This window comes from Pseudarthrobacter siccitolerans (assembly GCF_001046895.1).
GTDB classification, from domain to species: Bacteria; Actinomycetota; Actinomycetes; order Actinomycetales; family Micrococcaceae; genus Arthrobacter; species Arthrobacter siccitolerans.
This window is the reverse complement of the sequence record NZ_CAQI01000053.1, coordinates 80,352-98,496: the sequence shown is the minus strand read 5'-3', so window position 1 is coordinate 98,496 and position 18,145 is coordinate 80,352. Positions and strand designations below refer to the sequence as shown.

Annotated in this window: 16 protein-coding genes, 1 tRNA gene, 1 other RNA gene and 1 pseudogene; 9 read left to right on the top strand and 10 right to left on the bottom strand. The window is 65.6% G+C overall.

All coding sequences use genetic code 11. From position 1 onward, the window contains the following. Window positions 1-2 precede the first annotated feature (2 nt). Complete coding sequence (locus tag ARTSIC4J27_RS17470) at window positions 3-518, bottom strand: MarR family winged helix-turn-helix transcriptional regulator (protein ID WP_235436744.1); 516 nt, start codon at window positions 516-518, stop codon at window positions 3-5. A gap of 78 nt (window positions 519-596) precedes the next feature. On the opposite strand from ARTSIC4J27_RS17470, the gene ARTSIC4J27_RS17465 reads away from it, so the two are divergent. Both ARTSIC4J27_RS17465 and ARTSIC4J27_RS17460 read left to right on the top strand, forming a co-directional pair. Continuing rightward, entirely contained in the window at window positions 597-839 is a 243-nt protein-coding gene (locus tag ARTSIC4J27_RS17465; protein WP_050056473.1) for a hypothetical protein, read from the top strand. A gap of 167 nt (window positions 840-1,006) precedes the next feature. Then, window positions 1,007-1,222, top strand: a complete 216-nt coding sequence (locus ARTSIC4J27_RS17460; protein ID WP_050056472.1) for a hypothetical protein — start codon at window positions 1,007-1,009, stop codon at window positions 1,220-1,222. A 98-nt stretch (window positions 1,223-1,320) separates the two neighbouring features. Here the strand turns inward: ARTSIC4J27_RS17460 and ARTSIC4J27_RS17455 are convergent, their stop codons facing one another. Continuing rightward, entirely contained in the window at window positions 1,321-2,679 is a 1,359-nt protein-coding gene (locus tag ARTSIC4J27_RS17455; RefSeq protein WP_050056471.1) for an aspartate kinase, read from the bottom strand. Between the two features lie 244 nt (window positions 2,680-2,923). On the opposite strand from ARTSIC4J27_RS17455, the gene ARTSIC4J27_RS17450 reads away from it, so the two are divergent. The 3 genes from ARTSIC4J27_RS17450 to ARTSIC4J27_RS17440 all read left to right on the top strand — a co-directional run bounded on the left by ARTSIC4J27_RS17450 (window position 2,924) and on the right by ARTSIC4J27_RS17440 (window position 6,204). After that, on the top strand, window positions 2,924-3,889 hold the full coding sequence (locus ARTSIC4J27_RS17450) for an ABC transporter ATP-binding protein (RefSeq protein ID WP_050056470.1): 966 nt from the start codon (window positions 2,924-2,926) through the stop codon (window positions 3,887-3,889). After that, a complete protein-coding gene (locus ARTSIC4J27_RS17445; protein WP_050056469.1) occupies window positions 3,886-5,031 on the top strand; it encodes an ABC transporter permease in 1,146 nt (381 codons plus the stop codon). Before ARTSIC4J27_RS17450 ends, ARTSIC4J27_RS17445 begins: the two co-directional genes overlap by 4 nt. A 93-nt stretch (window positions 5,032-5,124) precedes the next feature. Beyond that, window positions 5,125-6,204, top strand: coding sequence for a hypothetical protein (locus ARTSIC4J27_RS17440; protein WP_050056468.1), 1,080 nt, complete (start codon window positions 5,125-5,127; stop codon window positions 6,202-6,204). Here the strand turns inward: ARTSIC4J27_RS17440 and ARTSIC4J27_RS17435 are convergent. The 5 genes from ARTSIC4J27_RS17435 to ARTSIC4J27_RS17420 form a co-directional block, all read right to left on the bottom strand. Next, complete coding sequence (locus ARTSIC4J27_RS17435; protein ID WP_050056467.1) at window positions 6,193-6,789, bottom strand: GNAT family N-acetyltransferase; 597 nt, start codon at window positions 6,787-6,789, stop codon at window positions 6,193-6,195. The genes ARTSIC4J27_RS17440 and ARTSIC4J27_RS17435 overlap by 12 nt on opposite strands. A gap of 16 nt (window positions 6,790-6,805) precedes the next feature. Further along, the gene (gene recR / locus ARTSIC4J27_RS17430; RefSeq protein ID WP_050056466.1) at window positions 6,806-7,405 is read right to left on the bottom strand and encodes a recombination mediator RecR; all 600 of its coding nucleotides are present in this window, start codon (window positions 7,403-7,405) and stop codon (window positions 6,806-6,808) included. A 36-nt stretch (window positions 7,406-7,441) separates the two neighbouring features. Further along, on the bottom strand, window positions 7,442-10,960 hold the full coding sequence (locus ARTSIC4J27_RS17425; protein WP_083435521.1) for a DNA polymerase III subunit gamma and tau: 3,519 nt from the start codon (window positions 10,958-10,960) through the stop codon (window positions 7,442-7,444). A gap of 51 nt (window positions 10,961-11,011) precedes the next feature. After that, an RNA gene (ffs, locus tag ARTSIC4J27_RS22280) (signal recognition particle sRNA small type) lies at window positions 11,012-11,108 on the bottom strand. Window positions 11,109-11,126: 18 nt separating this feature from the next. Beyond that, window positions 11,127-11,477 (bottom strand): hypothetical protein, encoded by a 351-nt coding sequence (locus ARTSIC4J27_RS17420; protein ID WP_050056928.1) that lies wholly within the window; start codon window positions 11,475-11,477, stop codon window positions 11,127-11,129. A 324-nt stretch (window positions 11,478-11,801) separates the two neighbouring features. Here ARTSIC4J27_RS17420 and ARTSIC4J27_RS17415 point away from each other — a divergent pair. Then, window positions 11,802-11,886, top strand: a tRNA-Ser gene (locus tag ARTSIC4J27_RS17415). 291 nt (window positions 11,887-12,177) lie between these two features. Here ARTSIC4J27_RS17415 and ARTSIC4J27_RS17410 read toward each other — a convergent pair. Continuing rightward, window positions 12,178-13,104, bottom strand: coding sequence for an oxygenase MpaB family protein (locus tag ARTSIC4J27_RS17410; protein ID WP_050056464.1), 927 nt, complete (start codon window positions 13,102-13,104; stop codon window positions 12,178-12,180). Between the two features lie 110 nt (window positions 13,105-13,214). On the opposite strand from ARTSIC4J27_RS17410, the pseudogene ARTSIC4J27_RS22275 reads away from it, so the two are divergent. Next, window positions 13,215-14,024, top strand: a pseudogene (locus ARTSIC4J27_RS22275) (M23 family metallopeptidase); the annotation flags it as partial. A gap of 74 nt (window positions 14,025-14,098) precedes the next feature. Here the strand turns inward: ARTSIC4J27_RS22275 and ARTSIC4J27_RS22965 are convergent. Next, window positions 14,099-14,764: a hypothetical protein gene (locus tag ARTSIC4J27_RS22965; RefSeq protein ID WP_050056463.1), complete on the bottom strand. Its 666-nt coding sequence runs from the start codon at window positions 14,762-14,764 to the stop codon at window positions 14,099-14,101. Window positions 14,765-14,766: 2 nt separating this feature from the next. Here ARTSIC4J27_RS22965 and ARTSIC4J27_RS17400 point away from each other — a divergent pair, with 2 nt between their 5' ends. Both ARTSIC4J27_RS17400 and ARTSIC4J27_RS17395 read left to right on the top strand, forming a co-directional pair. After that, window positions 14,767-15,279: a glutathione peroxidase gene (locus ARTSIC4J27_RS17400; protein ID WP_200900854.1), complete on the top strand. Its 513-nt coding sequence runs from the start codon at window positions 14,767-14,769 to the stop codon at window positions 15,277-15,279. A 160-nt stretch (window positions 15,280-15,439) separates the two neighbouring features. Beyond that, window positions 15,440-16,369, top strand: a complete 930-nt coding sequence (locus ARTSIC4J27_RS17395; protein ID WP_050056462.1) for a phosphodiesterase — start codon at window positions 15,440-15,442, stop codon at window positions 16,367-16,369. An 82-nt stretch (window positions 16,370-16,451) separates the two neighbouring features. On the opposite strand, the gene ARTSIC4J27_RS17390 is transcribed toward ARTSIC4J27_RS17395, so the two are convergent. Next, window positions 16,452-17,867, bottom strand: a complete 1,416-nt coding sequence (locus ARTSIC4J27_RS17390) for a stealth family protein (RefSeq protein ID WP_050056926.1) — start codon at window positions 17,865-17,867, stop codon at window positions 16,452-16,454. Between the last annotated feature and the right edge of the window lie 278 nt (window positions 17,868-18,145).

Below are 18,145 nucleotides of genomic sequence, written 5' to 3'. Positions count from 1 at the left end.
GGCTAAGACCGTGGGGCCTGGGAGGTTGCGGCAATGAGTCCCATCATGGACGCGTGCAGCTCGCCTACCTGGTCCCGCGTCAGGCCCAGGCGCTCCATCATCGTTCCGGGAACATTGAGCGCCTCCTGCCGCAGCGCTGCACCTGCTGGGGTCAGGTCAACGGCAAGGGCCCGCTCGTTGCCATCCACCCGCCGTCGGGAAATCAGGCCGGATGCCTCAAGGCGCCGCAGGAGGGGCGAGATGGTGGCCGGTTCCTGCGCGAGCGCATCACTGATGTTCCGCACGGTCCGGGGACTGGATTCCCAAAGGCAGAGCATCACCAGGTACTGCGGGTGGGTGAGGTTCATTTTCTCCAACACCGGCTTGTAGGCTCCCACCACGCTGCGGGCGGCAACGGTCAGGGCGAAGCACAGCTGATGCTCCAGCAGCAGGTCATCCTCCTGCGGGGTGTCCGCGCCGGCCGTCCCGGCACGGGTGGAAGTGCCGGCTGCGGTGGCGGTTCCGGCTGCAGGATTCATCAGGGCCTCCAATTGTTAGTGCACTAATCATTAGCGTACACTGTAGTCAGTACGAGGGTAGTGGAAGGGATCTGGTTCATGGGTAAGGCAAGCTCGGGAAGCAAGGGAAACGCTTCGCAGCGCTTCATGCGGGCAACCGGCAAGCTGCGGGCCGTTTTTGGCCCCGCCAACCGTTCGTCCCTGGTCCATGACATGACGGAGGAGAACCAGCGGCTCCTGGCGCAGCGCGAGGCCGAGACCCTGCAGTGGGAGACAGTCACGCGTGCCGACGGCAGCACCTATGTGGTGCCCCGGAATCCCGAGGACCAGTCGCTTCGCTGACTCCGCCGCCGGGCCATCGCCGGGCCGGCAGCTGTTACAACCTGCACCTTGTTCTGCCCGGCTGCAGATCCTTTTCAGGATGCCGGGCGTAAAATAAGGGCACTGGCTCCGCCAGGTTTCTCCTTGGAATGCTCTTTCCCCGGCACGCGGGAAGGGGGTGGAAAACAGTGGCACATATCGTCGATGGGTTCATGAGCCTGACGGACAGGCTCCGCTTCATCTTTGGCCCCGCCACCCGGCTGGACTCCAGTTCGCCTGTGGTACACAAGCATGACGAGTTCGAACAGGCCTCGGAGGAGGAACTGACGCACTTTGTGGTGGAAACCGATACGTCAGGACACCACTACGCGGTACGCCGCGAAGACCTCGAGAAAGAGGCCTGACGCGGGCAGCGCTGCTGAGGTCAGACCAAAATGCACTGGTAACGGACTGAGTCCGCCACCAGTGCATTTTTTTGCAAGGCCTGTGGTGCAGGGAGCGGCTAGCGGCCGGTGCCGCCGTACACCGTGGCTTCGTTCTCGCTGTCCAGCTCGAAAGCCCGGTGGATGACCCGCACGGCCTCGTCCAGCAGGTCAGCATGAGTGACCACGGAGATGCGGATCTCCGAGGTGGAGATCATGTTGATGTTGATGCCCGCATCCGAGAGCGCCTTGAAGAACGTGGCCGACACGCCCGGGTGGGAGCGCATGCCCGCGCCGATCAGGGACAGCTTGCCGATCTGCTCGTTGTATTCGATGGTCTCGAAACCGATCTGGTCCTGTGCTGCGTGCAGGGCCGCCAGTGCGTCGGCGCCTTCCACGATGGGCAGCGTGAACGAAATATCCGTCCGGCCGGTGCCGTGCGTGGACACGTTCTGCACAATCATGTCGATGTTGGAGTGGGCGTCGGCGATGACCTGGAAGATGGCGGCAGCCTTGCCGGGGATATCCGGAACACCAACAACGGTGACCTTGGCTTCGGAACGGTCGTGCGCAACGCCGGAGATGATTGGCTGCTCCAAGGCAACTCCCTCTTGTGTGGTGATCTTGTCTTCGGCGCTGGGGATGACCCAGGTGCCTTCGTGCTGGCTGAATGACGAGCGGACGTGCAGCGGCACGCCGAACCTGCGCGCGTACTCGACGCAGCGAAGGTGCAGGATCTTGGCCCCGGAGGCTGCGAGTTCAAGCATTTCCTCGCTGGAAATCCTGTCGATCTTCTGGGCGGAGGGAACCACGCGCGGGTCTGCCGTGTAGATGCCGTCCACGTCCGTGTAGATTTCGCAGACGTCGGCCTCAAGGGCTGCCGCCAGGGCCACGGCAGTAGTGTCCGAGCCGCCGCGGCCCAGCGTGGTGATTTCGTTCGTGGCGCGGCTCATGCCCTGGAAACCGGCCACGATGGCGATGTTTCCCTTGTCCAGCGCTGTGCGAATGCGGTGGGGGTCGACGTCGATGATCCGGGCCTTGCCGTGGATGCCGTCGGTGATCATGCCGGCCTGGGAACCAGTGAAGGACTGGGCCGAGGCGCCCAGCTTGTTAATGGCCATGGCAAGCAGGGCCATGGAGATGCGCTCTCCGGCGGACAGCAGCATGTCCATTTCGCGGGCGGGGGCGGAGTCCGTCACCTGGGCGGCAAGGTCCAGGAGTTCGTCAGTGGTATCGCCCATGGCCGAGACCACCACGACCACTTCATTGCCGGCAATCTGGGCGTCCACCACGCGCTTTGCCACGCGCTTGATGCCATCGGCATCCGCCACGGAGGATCCGCCAAACTTCTGCACGATGAGCTGTTTGGTCACGGCGCCGCCGGCGGGCAGCTCCTGCGGCTGCGTTGCGTTGTGCACTTCGGTAGTGGGCGTACTCATGCGCGAACCTTCACTGGATCGATTGGAGTCCGGCCAGGCAGCAGTAACGCTGTGTTGGCCCTGACCCGGGGGAACTAACGCCATGATTGGCGCGACTTCTTCGCACCAGTTTATCGCCGCCCGCGGCCAGGGGTTGAATTGTGACCGAATCCTGGCCTTTCGGGGGCGTGCCGGCACTGTCCGCGGGCGTACGCTCAAAAGTGTCAGCATGCATCAAAAACTGTGGGGGACAGGTGCGCACAATATGGCAATGATTTCTGAATTACCGGACAGCACGGCAGGCCGGGAGCCCGACGGCGGCATCACGGCGCGTGCGGTGAGCCGCAGCTTCGGCGCGGTCCACGCTGTCGAACATATGGACTTCCATGCCCCGGCGGGCAAGGTGACCGCGCTGATCGGGCCGAACGGGGCCGGCAAAACCACGCTGCTGCTCATGCTGGCATCGTTGCTGGCGCCCGATGAAGGCAGCATCAGTGTGGGCGGGCTCGATCCGCGCCGCGACAGGGCGGAAGTACGCAGCCGGGTGGGCTGGATGCCGGACACCCTGGGCGTGTGGGAGTCGCTGACCGCCCGTGAAATCCTCACCCAGATGGCACGCTTTTACCGGCTTCCGGCGGAGGGCATCGGGCGGCGGGTTGCTGAGCTGCTGGAACGGGTCCGGCTTGATGACCTTGCAGACCAGCCGGCGCGGGTGCTCTCGCGCGGGCAGCAGCAGCGGCTCAGCCTGGCGCGGGCCCTGATTCATGACCCTTCCGTCCTTCTGCTCGACGAACCGGCGTCCGGCCTGGACCCCGGTTCCCGGGTGGAGCTTCGGCTGATGCTGCGGCAACTGGCGGCTGAGGGCAAGGCAGTGGTGGTTTCGTCCCACGTGCTCAGCGAACTTGATGAAATTGCCGACGGCGCGGTGTTCGTTAATAAGGGCCGTACCGTCAGGCAGCAAACCACTGAGGAGGCTGCGGCGTCAGGACGCCGGTATGCCATCACTGCCTCCGACACGGAAGCGCTCGCTGCCAAACTTGGGGAGCTGGGCCTGGCGTTCCGCCGGGAGGACGGACGCCGTCCCGCGGTCAGCCTGATGCTGGGCAGTGATAACGGCGCCGAGCGGCTGCTGCGCGATCTGGTGCTTGCCGGCGTCGGGGTAACTTCCTTTGCCCCGGCAACGGGCGCCCTGGAAGAGACCTACATGAGCCTTGAGGGGGAGCTGCAATGAGCCACGCAACAAAAGACCGGCAGGACACCCGCGGCAGGACAACCGGCGGCTACCTGCCCGGCATCCGGGACGTGGTGGTGCTTGAGCTCAAGCAGCGGCTGCGGTCCCGCGGCTGGTACATCATGCTGGCCATCTGGTTTGCCCTCACCGGCCTGGTGACCTGGCTGACCTGGGCCAGCTGGAATGCCACCCAGGAGGCGCAGCGCGGTTACCCCGGCTACGTGCCGCCGCCGGACACCGGCCCAGGTTCAATGATCTTCGAGGTTGTCCTGGCCTTTGTCCTGCTCTTTGCGCTGCTGGTTGCCCCGGCGCTGTCCGCCAACGCCGTTAACGGTGACAGGGCCGGCGGGACTCTGGCCATCCTCCAGGTGACGCTGCTGCAGCCCGGCCAGATCCTGTGGGGAAAATTCGTGGCGGCATGGGCAGCAGCCTTGGCCTTCCTTGTGGCCAGCACACCCTTCCTGGTGATCGGGGTGGCGCTGGGCGGCATGACTCCAGGCCATGTGCTGGTAGCGCTGCTCATGCTTGCCGTCGAGGTGGGAGTTGTCTGCGCCATCGGGGTTGGCATTTCGGCGCTCGCCGGACGGCCGCTGTTTTCGATCGTGGTCACCTACCTGGCCGTGGCGGGTCTTGCCGTGGGAACCCTGATCGCTTTTGGCCTGGGAACCGGGCTGACCCAGGGCACCATCATGGCCAACCAGGCGCAGTACCGGGCCTATGAGCCGCTCTCCCAGGAGGCAGTCCAGCAAGGACCAGTGGAGCCGGAGTACACCTGCTCCGGACCGCTGCAGGAACAGCCTGCGATGCGGACCGAACGGGTGGCCTGGTTGCTGGCGATGAATCCTTACGTGGTGGTGGCCGATGCGATCCCGTACAAGGACCGTTCGCAGGAGCGCAACTACACATCCGTGGGGGCAATAGAGAACATCAGCCAGGGCGCACGTTATGCCATGGCCGGGCCGGAGGAGACCTACCCGTGCGCGAACGGCGAGGTCAAGCCGCGGTACCTGGCGCAGTCCACCCCGCTGTGGCCCCTCGGACTGGGCCTGCAGTTGGTGGTCGCCGCACTCCTGATGTGGCTGGGCTGGCGTGCACTGCGCACACCCGCCCACAGGCTGGCGCGGGGAACCCGCATCGCTTAGCTGCTCCTGTGGACAGGCCCGGCCGGGCGGACCACCATGGGATTAGCCCGTGGCTGCCCGGACCGGGCCTTTTGCTGTAGATGGGGTTGAACTGTGGTTGGTGACGAACGGCAGGACGAAGGCCCGCGCGTCGAAGAACCTGTGTACGAGGTCATAGGGGCGGGCAGGCTGAACCCTGAGGCTGCCGGGGACGACGGCGATGTGTCCCGGGGACCGGGTGCCGCCCGGGTAGTCCTGGGCCAAGCCTTAGTGGAGATCGCCGGGTTTGTCCGGTCGGGGCGGTTCTGGTGGCAGGGGGCCGCGATTCTCCTGGCCTCGCTGGGTGCTGCGCTGTTAGTGCTGATGGTGGCGAACGGAGGCCGCGTTCCGCCTGATTCCGCCGGAGGTGCATGCATTCTCACGGCGGCCATACTGGTTGTGGTTTCCTGCGTGCTGGCCCTTACGTGGGCTCGCCGCCCGGGCATGACGGAGGCAATCCGGGAGCATCCGGCTGCCGGGCCGTTCCTGCACTGGGCCGTGGCTTGTGGCCGCGGTGCGGTTTTTGCCGTGCTGGTTGCACTGTTCCTGCTTGCCCTTGCTTACGCAACGAAGTCATCGCCGGCGGTCGCCGGAGTCGCGGCCGCCTTGGTCTTCCTGGAGGTCCTGGTCTTCGCTGCGGTCGGGGCGGGAACAGTGTGGTGGTTCAGCAAGACCACGGGCCGGGTTGTGGCGTGGAGTGCGGCCTTCCTGCTCCTGGTGGGAAATGTCCTTGCCGTTGCGGCGCTTCTTCCCACCGTGCGGACCACCGAACGCGTCCTTGTGGCGGTAAACATCGAACGCGACGACTCCGGGCGGTTGGTGTCATGGCAATGCCTGCCCGAGTTGCGGGGTTTTACCGAGGTCGATCACACCGAGCGGATCGTCTGGATAGCTGCGAGCAATCCGCTGGTCCTTTTCGGGTTGCTTGCGGCCGGGTCCGGTTCCGAGGATGGCGCCCTGGTGTGGCTGCCGGGGGAGATGCAAAACGCGGCTGACGGCTCCCAGGTCCCCTGCGTGGAGGGCCAGGAACGCGACCGCACGGCAACGGAATTGCCGCTGGCAGCGGTAGGTATCGCAGTGCAATTGTCCATGGGCGGGCTGTTCCTCGCCGGCGGTTCCAGGACCGCCGGGAACAAGTCCGCCTCAGGGGGATGAATCCGGACGGTCCAGCCGGAACATCAGCAAGGGGAGGCCCTTGCCTGCCCGATCCCGGTCCACAGGAAGAACCGGGTCACTCTGGAAGCCAAGACTCCGCAGGAGCCGGATGGAGGGGCTGTTTGGTTCATAGACTGCAGCTGCAACGGCATTGATTCCGCGCTGGGTGAAGAGCCAGGTCACGAGGGCGGCTGCGGCCTCACGTCCGTAACCCTGGTGGTGGTGATCGGGATGCAGCACATAGGCCAGGGCAGCATGTCCGGCCGGATGCATTCCCGGGGCGAGTACACCCGGCTCTGAGACCGCTGTGCTGTTCCAGGTGCGGGCATCCCCGATTACCTCTCCGGACTGCCGGAGTGTGATGGCCCAGCAGTAGTTGAACCAGGTGCCGGTGGATGCCTCGGCAAGGGCCAGGAGCTCTGTGAGCCTTTTCCGGTTGGCCTCGACGGAGAGCGGTTCGTGGGAGAGGTACCGGGTGGCGGCGGGGTTGCTGCGGTACCTGTGGATGGCGGACTCGTCCGAGCCCTCGACCAGCCGCAGGACGAGCCGGTCAGTGACCAGCGGCGTGATTCCACTCCGGCCCATTTTTTTGTGCCCAGGCTTAGGTGAGGGCGTTGCGGCGGCCCTCGAAGGCCCGACCCAGCGTGACCTCGTCCGCGTATTCGAGGTCGCCGCCAACGGGCAGCCCGGACGCCAGCCTGGTCACGGTGATCCCGATGGTTTTCAGCATCCTGGCCAGGTAGGTGGCCGTTGCTTCTCCCTCCAGGTTGGGATCGGTGGCGATGATGACTTCCTGGATGGCGCCGTCGTTCAACCGGGTGAGGAGTTCGCGGATCCGCAGCTGTTCCGGACCGATGCCGGCGATGGGATTAATGGCGCCGCCCAGTACGTGGTACCTGCCCCGGAAGGACCGGGTGCGTTCCACGGCGAGTACATCCTTGGATTCCTCCACCACGCAGATCACTGCCGGATCGCGCCGGGGGTCGCGGCAGATGTTGCAGAGTTCCTGCTCGGTCACGTTGCCGCAGACGGTGCAGAACTTGACCCGTTCCTTCACAGTGGTGATGGCTTCCACCAGCCGCTTCATGTCCTGCGGATCCGCTTCAAGGATGTGGAACGCCAGCCGCTGTGCGGATTTGGGGCCCACGCCGGGAAGGCGTCCGAGCTCGTCTATCAGCTCTTGGACAGCACCTTCGTACACGTTTTCCTCTTTAGCTAGGGGTGGATAGTGGTTGGATCAGTAGCGGGGCGGGACGGGGCTGCCGTCGAGTGAGCGTTCTTCGATCAGCTTCCCGCCGAGGATACGTTCCACCGCGGCACGGCCGAAGACGCCGGATGCCTCAATGGTCTCATCGTCGGGGCTCGGGATGTCCTGGACGTAGGTGGCCTCGGCCGGGACCGTCCGGGCAGGGGCTTTTGCCCGGCCTGCCTCCGCCTCCGGACTGTTGGACAGCCGCTGGTAAAGGCTCTGCCGCGTTCCGGCCGCGGCAGGGGACGCCGCCGGAGCGGTCGGCGCCTGTGGGGCAGCAGGTGCCGCCGCGGCCGCGGGAGCTTGCCGCACCGCAGGTACAGGCGGGGCAACGGTAGCTTGCCGTGCTGCCGTAACTGGCGCTGCCGCGGGAGCGGCTGACGCCATGGCGAACTCTCGAGCCGGTTCCGGGGCAGGCCGGGAGGGTTCGCTGCCGTGGCCTGTTGCCTGTGGCGCCGATGAGGCCGGTGCTGCCAGGCCCCACTCGGCGTCTACGGCCGACGCCGTGCTGGTGACCGGGATGGACGGGGGAATCTGCGCAGTAGCGGGCTCATAATGGTGCGCTGGAGCGGAGACGGCAGGTTCCTTTTCCGGGACGACGGCAGCCGCCAGTTTGCCGATGTTGCTCTCTTCCCCAACCACCCAGACGCCCGGTGCCTGCTCCACAGCGCGGGTCCACGGATCGTGTGGTGCATCCCCTCCGGTGGAGGGCGTCGCCGGCACGGTTCCGGTCCCTGCGGGGGTACCGGGGGTTGGCCGGGTTCCGGGTTGGCTGGCCGGCAGGTTTCCCGCGGCTGAAGCGCCGGATGGAACAGTTGCCCCCGGGTCTCGGCTCGGCTGGCCCGCCGAACCGCCCCGGGTGGAGCGGGGCTGCGAACGCGCCGAAGGGTCCCAGTCCAGGGGAGGCTCTTCATCCAGCGGTGGAGCGTCCTCGTCCCGGGGCGGTCCCCAGTCGTCGTCAGAGTACGAGTAGTCGCCGGCGGCGCCGCTGTACGGGTCGGCGGGGGCCGAAGGTGCGGCGGAACTGTCCGCCGCCGGTTGGGGTGACGGGACCGGAATCGAAGGGGACGGAGTTGAAGGTGCTGCCGGAGCTGCGGACGCCGGTTGGGCCGGGCGGGTGGCTGGCGTAAGGGCTGCGATGTCATCGGTGGCGGAGGCGCCCTGGACGTTCACCCCTTGGTGAAGTCCAGAGTCCGACGCTGCAGGGCGGTCCCCTGGGGTATTGATTCCAGGCTGGCCCGCAACGCTTCCAGGAGCGTGCCCCTGGCCGGGAGCCGTAGCAGCACCGGATGGTGCTGGTGCCTCCGGCGCCGCGGTTGCGGGGGCGGCGGGAGCCAGTCCCCAGGCAACATCGGCTGACGTTGCCGGGGCAGGCCGGCTAGCGGGTGCTTTTGGGTTTGGTTCAGAGCTCGTCCGGCCGCCGCTGCCGGCCACGGCGGTGATCTGGCAGTCAATGCCCACAGTCTTGTGGATTGCCTGCCGGAGGTTTTCCGAATGGCCTGCCCGGCCAAAGGCGCCCGCAAGTCCGGACGTGGTGAACGAAAGGGTAAGGGTCTGTCCGTCGAAGGCGCTCACCTGGGCGTTCGGCTCAACGAGCGCCCAGGTGCTGCGCTTGATTTTCGTCAGGGTCTGCAGGACGTCCGGCCAGGCGCGGCGCAGCACTTCCACGTCGCCCATGGCCGCCGGGGGAGCGGAGGCAGCGGGCCCCGCGGAAGCCGGGCCAGGTTGCGTCTGCCCGGCAGGAACGGTTGCCTGCTGAACCGGCTGAGCGGGTTGGTTGGGCTGAACCGGCTGAGCGGGTTGGTTGGGCTGAACCGGCTGAGCGGGTTGGTTGGGCTGAACCGGCTGAGCGGGTTGGACGGGCTGAACCGGGGCGGGCTCGGGCCGTACGTCAGGCGTATTGCGCTCGTCGGAGCGCGGGTCAGCGGGGGCCGGGCACGAACCAGCAGGGGCAGGCGAGGTTCCGGCGGAACCCTCGACCGGCCAATCGCTGGTGCTCACGCGGGGCGCGGTCAGCGGCGCACGGGTTTCACCATCAGCTGGTGAAGCGGCGGCCGCTGGCGTGCCGCCCGGACCCGTTGCTCCCGCAGGACGCGCCGCATTCTGTGAAGCATGCGCGGCGCCCGGTTCGGCCGCGGCAGGCGCGGGGCTTGATGGTCCCGTCCGTGCCGGTTTCTGCACTGCTGGCGCAGGGCTGGCGGCTTCCGGCCGGGCAGCACCGGGGACAGAGGCGGGGGCTGGCGGAGTAGCTGATGCGGTGTCCCCAACGGGCACGGCGTGACCAGCAGGGGCAGGCTGGTGACCCGGCTCAACGGCGGGAGCACCGACGTCGTTTCCGGCGTAGTTGAGCCGGCGTTCCACGCGGTCAATCCGCGCCGCCATACCGCGCTCGTTCTGCTCGGAACTGGGCAGCAGGATGCGGGCACACAAGAGCTCCAGGTGCAGCCGCGGGGAGGTTGCGCCGGTCATCTCGGTCAAGGCTGTGTTGGTGACGTCCGCGGCGCGCGACAGCTCGGCGGTGCCCAGGTTGTGGGCCTGGTTCTTCAGCCGCGCAATCTGGTCCGCCGGCATGCCGCGAAGAATGGTCTGCGCGCTTTCCGGCATGGCCTGGACGATGATGAGGTCGCGGAAGCGCTCCAGCAGGTCCTCGACAAACCGGCGGGGGTCATGGCCGGTCTGGATGACCCGGTCAACGGCGCGGAAAACGGTGGCGGAGTCCGAGGCGGCCACAGCCTCCACAACATCATCCAGCAGCGACGCGTGGGTGTAGCCCAGGAGGGCTACGGCAAGCTCGTAGTCCAGGCCGTTGGGCCCGGCACCGGCCATCAGCTGGTCCAGGACAGATAGGGAGTCACGGACGGAACCCCCGCCGGCACGGATCACCAGTGACAGTACTCCGGGCGCCACCGGAACGTTCTCCTGGTTGCACAGGAGTTCCAGGTAAGCCATCAGCGGCTCCGGCGGCACCAGCCGGAACGGGTAGTGGTGCGTCCGGGAGCGGATGGTGCCGATGACCTTGTCCGGCTCCGTGGTGGCAAAGATGAACTTAATGTGTTCCGGTGGCTCTTCTACGATCTTCAGCAGCGCGTTGAACCCCGCCGAGGTAACCATGTGGGCTTCGTCAATGATGAAGATTTTGTAGCGGTCCCGCACCGGGGCGTACGTGGCCCGCTCGCGCAGGTCACGCGCGTCGTCCACGCCACCATGGCTGGCGGCGTCAATCTCGATGACGTCCAGGGACCCGGACCCGCCGCGGGCAAGCTCAACGCAGCTGGGGCAGGAGCCGCAGGGGGTGTCCGTGGGGCCCTTGGCACAGTTCAGGCAACGGGCCAGAATGCGGGCGGAGGTGGTTTTGCCGCAGCCCCTGGGGCCGGAGAACAGGTAAGCATGGTTGACGCGGTTTTTCCGCAAAGCCGTCATCAGCGGCTCGGTGACATGCTCCTGCCCGATAACGTCAGCGAACGAGTCTGGACGGTATCTGCGGTACAGGGCGGTAGTAACTGTCACAGAGAAAACCCTACCAATCCGGGCTGACAGTCTGCCGCCCTGTGGGGGAATAGTAAAGACCCCCCATGCACCCGCCAGAGCCCATTTACCCTTGCTACCTTCCGGTCCTGGGGGAGTTCAACAGGATGACGCCACATGAGGGGCCGCCAGTTACTTTACCCGAAGTTCAGGCACGACTCGAATCGGCCTCCGGCGGGCGCCAGGCCTCGACCTTCCAGCTCATCAACGCGGGCTCCTCATACGGATGCGCGGCCCGCAAGGCCGCCACTACGCTTTGCAGCAACGGCCCTTCAACCACACATTCAACCCTGTCCTCGGCAGCTTCCTCCGGAATGCCCGGCCGCCCCTGGTAGGGGTTCGCACCGTCACGTGGAGTAAAACGGCCTGTTCCCCGGGAGGTGAAGGAGCAGTGCGAGTAGTTTCCGATCCGGCCGGCGCCAGCGTCACCAATTGCCTTCAGGACCCGTTCCGTGTGCGTGACCGGAACGTAAAACACCAGGGCGTGCAGTTCGTTCATGCCTCCCATAGTTCCCCATCCGTTACCGCAAAGGCCGGGAAATCCATTGCTTATCCGGCCGCCAGACACGATCATGGGTATGTACACCGATTGGGGCAATCTCAAGATTGTGAGCTGCGAGGCCTGGCTGAACGGAGCCGGACCCGGCAGCTCAACGGGGTTCCGATGGAATGGGCGCGTTGGGGGCGTCCATTTCTGGGTTAAGCCCGGGCGGCAAGCTTCCGGGAGCGGCCGGCCAGCCGGGAAATCGGGCCCGCGAGCGTCAATTGGGCGAAGCGGAAAACATCAGGTAGTCTAGTACCTGCTTTTGATTCAGAAGCAGTTGGAGAATTCGCCTAGCGGCCTATGGCGCACGCCTGGAACGCGTGTTGGGTTAACGCCCTCGGGGGTTCAAATCCCCCATTCTCCGCCGGTAGGAACCCGGTCCCGCATCGTTGGGACCGGGTTCTTTCGTTTGCCGCTGAACCCGCACGGCCCGGCGGTTCAAGGGCCATTTGGACTGCGGGTGCAGATCCCTGGTGCTCCACCACCTCCTGCAAGGAATTGCACGACGCTCCATCACGTCCTGCCACACATCGGGGAACCTTACATCACGTGTGGGCTCTGCCGGTGGCATCGAAGGCGCGCTGCCGCGGCAGCACCGCCGTCGGACCTCATTAGGAGGTGATGGGGCGTTGGGATGCTTTAGGCGGCCAGGCGTTCACTGGGGAGTTCGACCCTCGGCGTAGCCCAGTCGGCGAAGGCGTTCCCTCGCTGCAAGTTCACTTGGGCCGCGCCTGCCCAGGGCAAGGCGTACGACGCCGAGCACTACCTTGGTGGCCAACCTCACCGGGAGCGGGAACGGGCCCAGCCGTGGCAAGGACAGGCCGAGCATCTGCCGGTACCGGGGCTCCAGGCTGTAAACCGCGCCGGCAAAAAGAATACGGTACCCGGGCCGGAGCATCGGGCTCAGCGGCGGGTTACGGATGAAGGACACCGTTTCAGCCACCTGGCGGTCCATCCGCAACTCACCGCTCTCATACCACCGGTCTAATTGCGCCCGCATGTCAGCTTCGCTCAGCGGCGGATCCTGGACGCCCATCAGCCTCCCCGCCTGCGCCCATTCGCGGATGTAGGCATCCGGGCCGCCGGGAATGGGACCGCCCCACAATTTGTGCGCTGTAAGGAATGCGTCCGTAAACGCGATGTGGATCCAGCCGGCCAGTTCCGGATCATTGGCGCTGTACTCGCGCTGGACCCCCGAATTGTCCACGAACTTGCCCTGGACCGGCTCGTGGAGGCGCTGCACCCGCCGGGAAGCTTCCTCGGCAGCGGCCTTGGATCCGTACGTCACGGTGAAGATCCATCGGATGGTCGCCGCCAGGCGGGCGAGGGGATCGTCGCGGAAGTTGGAGTGCTCGTGCACGCCGGCAAGGGCGCCGGGGTGAAGGGACTGCATCAGCAGCGTCCGGATTCCGGCCACAATCGGAGACATGGAGCCGTGCACCGCCCACACTGCCGAGCCCGGGAGATGGTAGCCGGGGTCTTCCCCCTCAGCCAGCTTCGTTACCCAGTCAGGGACCGCATCGGCCCTGCCGGTGAACGTCTTCTTGAGTTCGTCCTGCCATTTCCGAAGGAAACTGCGCATACCCCATTGTTGCCCACGGTAAGACCCTTGGGGGCAGGGGCAGCATACACCGCAAGGTTTGCTCAATTATTTGACCCGGGTCACGCTACGGGGTTCACAGGCTTCCTGCCATGTGGTCCCATGGGAGAACTGTCATGACAGCGGGCGGTAGATCTTGTTCTGGAGTCAGTATTTTGGGGAATCATCGGAGACCGGATAAGCACGTTGAGCCGCGCCGTCCACATGGTGCCTTGATGCGCGCCGCCGCGGCCACGGGCGCCTTTGCCCTCTCCATCTGGGCCCTGAACCTCTCGGGAACCGCAGCGGATGTGACGTCAACGGCGGCGGGACCGGCCGGCATGGCTGCCATCTCCGCCGGCTCTGGTGCGGCCGTGGCGGTGTCCGGACGCCAGGGCGAATTGCCGTCCGGGGTTGTGGGCGCCGGCAGCCTGCAGACAACCATCGTCACAGATCCCTCAGCACTGGTCTCCTTTCCCCGTCCGGCGCTGGGCAGCTACACCGGCGACAGTTCCCTGCCGCTGTCGGTGGGGCACGCAGGGCTGGACAGGCCCCCTGCCGGCTTCCTCCGGGCGCCCCTTGAACTATTGGTTTCCAGTTCACCTTTCGGTCACCGGGTGAGCCCACTGTCCGGGGCCGCCGGAGACTTCCACCTCGGCCAGGATTATGCGGCGCCGTGCGGAACCAGGGTGTATGCGGCGGACTCGGGAGTGGTCCGGGCAGCAGGCTGGCACGCGTGGGGCGGTGGCAACAGGGTGGAGATCGACCACGGCAACGGCCTGGTCACCACCTACAACCACTTGGACGCTATTGCTGTGCACACGGGCGACAAGGTCAATGTGGGCCAGTTCATCGCCGAGCTGGGAACCACGGGATGGTCTACCGGGTGCCACCTGCACTTCGAGACGATCCTCAACGGGCGCCACGTCACTCCGCTGACGTGGGAACTGCTGCCGGCGCGTCCCCTTGCCGGCAACGGCGCAGAACACCTGCAAAACTATGCCCCCGGCAGCGGTTCCCCACTGGGGTGGCTGCAGTGGATCATTCCGGTCGGCTTTGGTCCGGATGACCATGTAGGTGTGGGTGGTGCCGGAACGCCTACGACGCCGGCACCGCCGCCATTGGAGGCGGGCGTGCCTGCCCTTAGTGCCCCTTCGCCGTCACCGGGTGAGCCGGCCGTGTCACCGTCACCGACGCCGAGTGAGCCGGCCGTGTCACCGACACCGACACCGTCGGCGAGTGAGCCGGCCGTATCACCGACACCGACGCCGACGCCGTCACCGACTGAGCCCTCTATGTCACCGACACCCTCGGCGCCTGAGACAACCTCGACACCAACACCAACACCAACCCCGACGCCCACACCCACTGCGACTGCCTCACCGACTGAACCGCCAGCGCCGTCGCCCAGTGAGCCGTCCCCGACGACCTCCATAACGACGCCGGTAACCGCTCCGGCGCCGGCAACCTCACCCTCGCCGTCGTCCACTGAGGCCTCGCCGTCCCCGACACCGCCGGAACAGACGCCTTCGCCGGCACCCACCCAGCCCTCTGATCCGGGGGAAACTCCTGCTGCGAAGGAGCCGGAGCAGTGCCTTGTGCAGCCTGCACAGGAAACGTCCAGCCCGGACCAGTACCCTGAGCCGTTGGCCACGAATTCCATGTATGAACAACTTCCTGAGGACGCAGCCTGTGACACCCCTGTACCCGATCCCACTGACCCTGAACGATGGAACCGAGACTGATTTCGGCAGGTTCAAAGGGAAAGTGGTGATGGTGGTCAACGTCGCATCCAACTGCGGCCTGACACCCCAGTACGCCGGGCTTGAGGCGCTGTATGAGAAGTTCCGCGACCGCGGGTTCGAAATCCTGGGCGTCCCCTGTAACCAGTTCGCCGGCCAGGAGCCGGGCAGCGACAGCGAAATCGCCGAGTTCTGCGAGCGGAATTACGGCGTGAGCTTCCCCCTGACAGCCAAGGCCGACGTCCGCGGCAAGGACCAGCACCCGCTTTACGCCGAGCTGACCAGATTCAAGACGGGGCTGCTGCCGGGACTGGTGAAATGGAACTTCGAGAAGTTCCTGGTCAACCGGGACGGCGAAGTGGTGGCCCGCTTTGCCCCGACTGTTGAGCCGGACTCAGCGGAAGTTATCGACGCCGTCGAAAGCGCCCTGGGCTGACACTGCGCTTTCCCGAATTAACACCAGGAAAGCGCAGTTCTTTTAGCTTTTTCCACACGGGCTTCGGCGATTCACCCCAAGTTTGCCAAATGTCTGATTGGATAAAGATTACTGAAGGGTAGAAGGGAAGAACGGCTTCCCACCGACCACAGAGGCAGCAATGGAGCACATCGAGGCCGAACATCCCCGGCCACGCCACTTCCTACTCCACCTGAGTGATCCCCACTTGTTGGGAGGTCCGGATCCCCTCTACGGCGTCGTAGACAGCGAAAAACGGCTCATCCAGCTCTTCGATGAGGTCAAGGCATCCGGCGCGAAGCCGGAAGCCGTCATCTTCACCGGAGACCTGGCAGACAAGGGCCATCCGGAAGCGTACGTGAAGCTCCGGGCCATCGTTGAGCCTGCCTGTGAGGAACTCGGCGCGGAAGTCATCTGGGCCATGGGAAACCATGACAACCGGGCGAACCTCCGGAAGGGCCTCCTGGACCAGCCCGGCAACGACGACCCGCTGGACCACAGCTACTTCATCAACGGCCTGCGCGTCATCACCCTGGACACGTCAGTCCCGGGCTTCCACCATGGCGAACTTGATGACTCACAGCTGGACTGGCTGGCGCAGGAACTCGAGACCCCTGCTCCGGACGGCACCATCCTGGCGCTCCACCATCCGCCTGTTCCCTCGGTCCTGGACCTGTCGGTCCTGGTGGAGCTTCGGGACCAGGCCTCCCTGGCAGCGGTGGTCCGGGACTCGGACGTCCGGACCATCCTGGCCGGGCACCTGCACTACTCCACCACAGCGAGCTTTGCGGGCGTCCCCGTTTCGGTCGCCTCCGCCAGTTGCTACACCCAGGACCTGAACGTCCCCGTGGGCGGTTCCCGCGGGCAGGATGCCGGGCAGTCGTTTAACCTGGTGCACGTTTACGAGCACACCATCGTGCACTCGGTAGTCCCGCTGGGAAGTGCGACGACGGTGGGCGAGTATGTTTCCCCGGAGGAGACAGGGCGGCGGCTGGCTGCCGCAGGCATCCGGATCCCCGAAACTGCGAAGCAGCGGAGCAGCATTAAGCAAGGCCAGCCCACGAGCCACTAAAAGGGCTGCCACTGACCGGGACGGTACGAAGGGTTCGGCAGGATCCGCGCCGCCACGGCGGTGCGGACCCTGCCCCAGGCCCTTACTTTTCCCAGGGCGCCTTGATGGGGAAGTACTTTTCCAGGAAGTCCGTCACCAGTTCGGCCCGCTCGTCCGCCCCGACTTCAGGGAAGCTGCCGTCGTTCAGGCAGAAGAAATCCATATTTCGTTTGGCCAGCAGCTTGGGCAGGTAGTTCAGCCCGGCGCGCATGGTGGTGTCCACGTAACGGACCTTGGCCGCTGTCTGGGTGACGGCCCGGCCGGTAAGCAGCGCGTAGTAGTGGTAGAACGAGTTGGTGACGGAGATGTTGTCCGCCGCGCGGAACCGGCTGGCTGCCGTTTTCCGGAACTCTTCAGGGAACTCCTGCTCCATTTGCGCCACCAGGCTGCGCCGCAGCGGGGCCGCGGTGTGCTCCAGGTGGCGGGTGGTGATCCGTCCGAAGCGGTTCCACAGCAGTTTCCGGTTGACCCGGGCCGCGTTTTCGAAGCCGCTGCGCTCAGCGGCGTTCTCGCCCAGACCGATCCGGGTTTCCGCCTCGATGAACTTGGTGATGCCGCCCGGGGTGAAGAACATGTCCGGGCCCACGGGACGGCCGAAGAACATGTCATCGTTCGAGTACAGGAAATGCTCTGACAGCCCATCAATGTGGTGCAGCTGGCATTCCACCGCCTGCGAGTTGTGGGTGGGCAGTACGGCAGGATCGGCGAAGAACTCTTCGCTGCGGACAATGGTGACGGCCGGGTGGTCCGCCAGCCAGGCGGGCGCGGGGGAGTCCGTGGCGATGAAGATGCGGCGGATCCACGGCGCGAACATGTAGACGGACCGGAGCGCGTATTTGAGCTCGTTAATCTGCCGGAACCGGGCTTCGTGGTCGTCGCCTTCACCCAAAACCACGCCCTGCTGCTGCGAACGCCGGGCCGCGATGTATTCGGGCGAGCTGCCGTCCACCCAGGAGAACACCAAGTCGATGTCGAAGCTGATGTCGCTGGCATGGTCCGCGAACATGTTCTCAATGGTTGGCCAGGTGTGGCCGTAGCGCTCCACGGTGCCGCGGACGGCGTCCTGGCGCAGCAGCGTGCGGCGCGTGAGGGAATTCTCGATAGGCAGGATCAGCTGTTCGCCTTCGAAGGACCACAGCTCGATCTGCACCCCGGCGGAGGCACCGAATTCGAAGCCGCCCACGGGTTCAACCCGGGGCCGGTACAAGCGGAAGATGCGGGCCTGCCGGTTTGAGGAGAGCTCGCCGTCTGCCACCAGTACGGAGGTCTTCTTTTTGGCATCCACCGTCATGGAGTAGAACGGCTCGTCCCGGCAGGCCGCCACCAGGGCAGCCCGGAGCTTCTTCCGGTCCTTCCAGTCCAGGGCGAGCACGGGCCGGTCGTTGTTGCCGCGGACCAAGAGGTAGGCAAGATCTGCACTGACCAGGACATTGCGCAGGAACAGCAGGTCCTCCACCATGGCCTGGTAAGGAGTCCTGTTGTAATTGATCAGGGCGTAGCGGCCCTTGTGCCTGAGTACATCGGCTCGGTGCCTGAGCCGCTGTTCCGCCGCCGCAGACGTAACCTCTGCATGAAATTGTTCTTCTACGGACGCTTGGCTGCCGTAGTAGACCTCGTCCTGTACCGGTGCTTCTGTAATGATGTTCTCCGAGCTGGTCAAAGTAAGTAAGCCTTCCTACCTGCATGATAGCCGCGCGGTGGAAACGGAAGGTTTCCGGCCGGGCTCACCCGGCCGCG

Coding starts and splice junctions, on each gene's coding strand:
- ARTSIC4J27_RS17470 (WP_235436744.1), bottom strand. CDS start 518: ATGAATCCTGCAGCCGGAACCGCCACCGCAGCCGGCACTTCCACCCGT.
- ARTSIC4J27_RS17465 (WP_050056473.1), top strand. CDS start 597: ATGGGTAAGGCAAGCTCGGGAAGCAAGGGAAACGCTTCGCAGCGCTTC.
- ARTSIC4J27_RS17455 (WP_050056471.1), bottom strand. CDS start 2,679: ATGAGTACGCCCACTACCGAAGTGCACAACGCAACGCAGCCGCAGGAG.
- ARTSIC4J27_RS17450 (WP_050056470.1), top strand. CDS start 2,924: ATGGCAATGATTTCTGAATTACCGGACAGCACGGCAGGCCGGGAGCCC.
- ARTSIC4J27_RS17445 (WP_050056469.1), top strand. CDS start 3,886: ATGAGCCACGCAACAAAAGACCGGCAGGACACCCGCGGCAGGACAACC.
- ARTSIC4J27_RS17435 (WP_050056467.1), bottom strand. CDS start 6,789: ATGGGCCGGAGTGGAATCACGCCGCTGGTCACTGACCGGCTCGTCCTG.
- ARTSIC4J27_RS17420 (WP_050056928.1), bottom strand. CDS start 11,477: ATGAACGAACTGCACGCCCTGGTGTTTTACGTTCCGGTCACGCACACG.
- ARTSIC4J27_RS17410 (WP_050056464.1), bottom strand. CDS start 13,104: ATGCGCAGTTTCCTTCGGAAATGGCAGGACGAACTCAAGAAGACGTTC.
- ARTSIC4J27_RS22965 (WP_050056463.1), bottom strand. CDS start 14,764: ATGGAATTCGTGGCCAACGGCTCAGGGTACTGGTCCGGGCTGGACGTT.
- ARTSIC4J27_RS17400 (WP_200900854.1), top strand. CDS start 14,767: ATGAACAACTTCCTGAGGACGCAGCCTGTGACACCCCTGTACCCGATC.
- ARTSIC4J27_RS17395 (WP_050056462.1), top strand. CDS start 15,440: ATGGAGCACATCGAGGCCGAACATCCCCGGCCACGCCACTTCCTACTC.
- ARTSIC4J27_RS17390 (WP_050056926.1), bottom strand. CDS start 17,867: ATGGTGGAGGACCTGCTGTTCCTGCGCAATGTCCTGGTCAGTGCAGAT.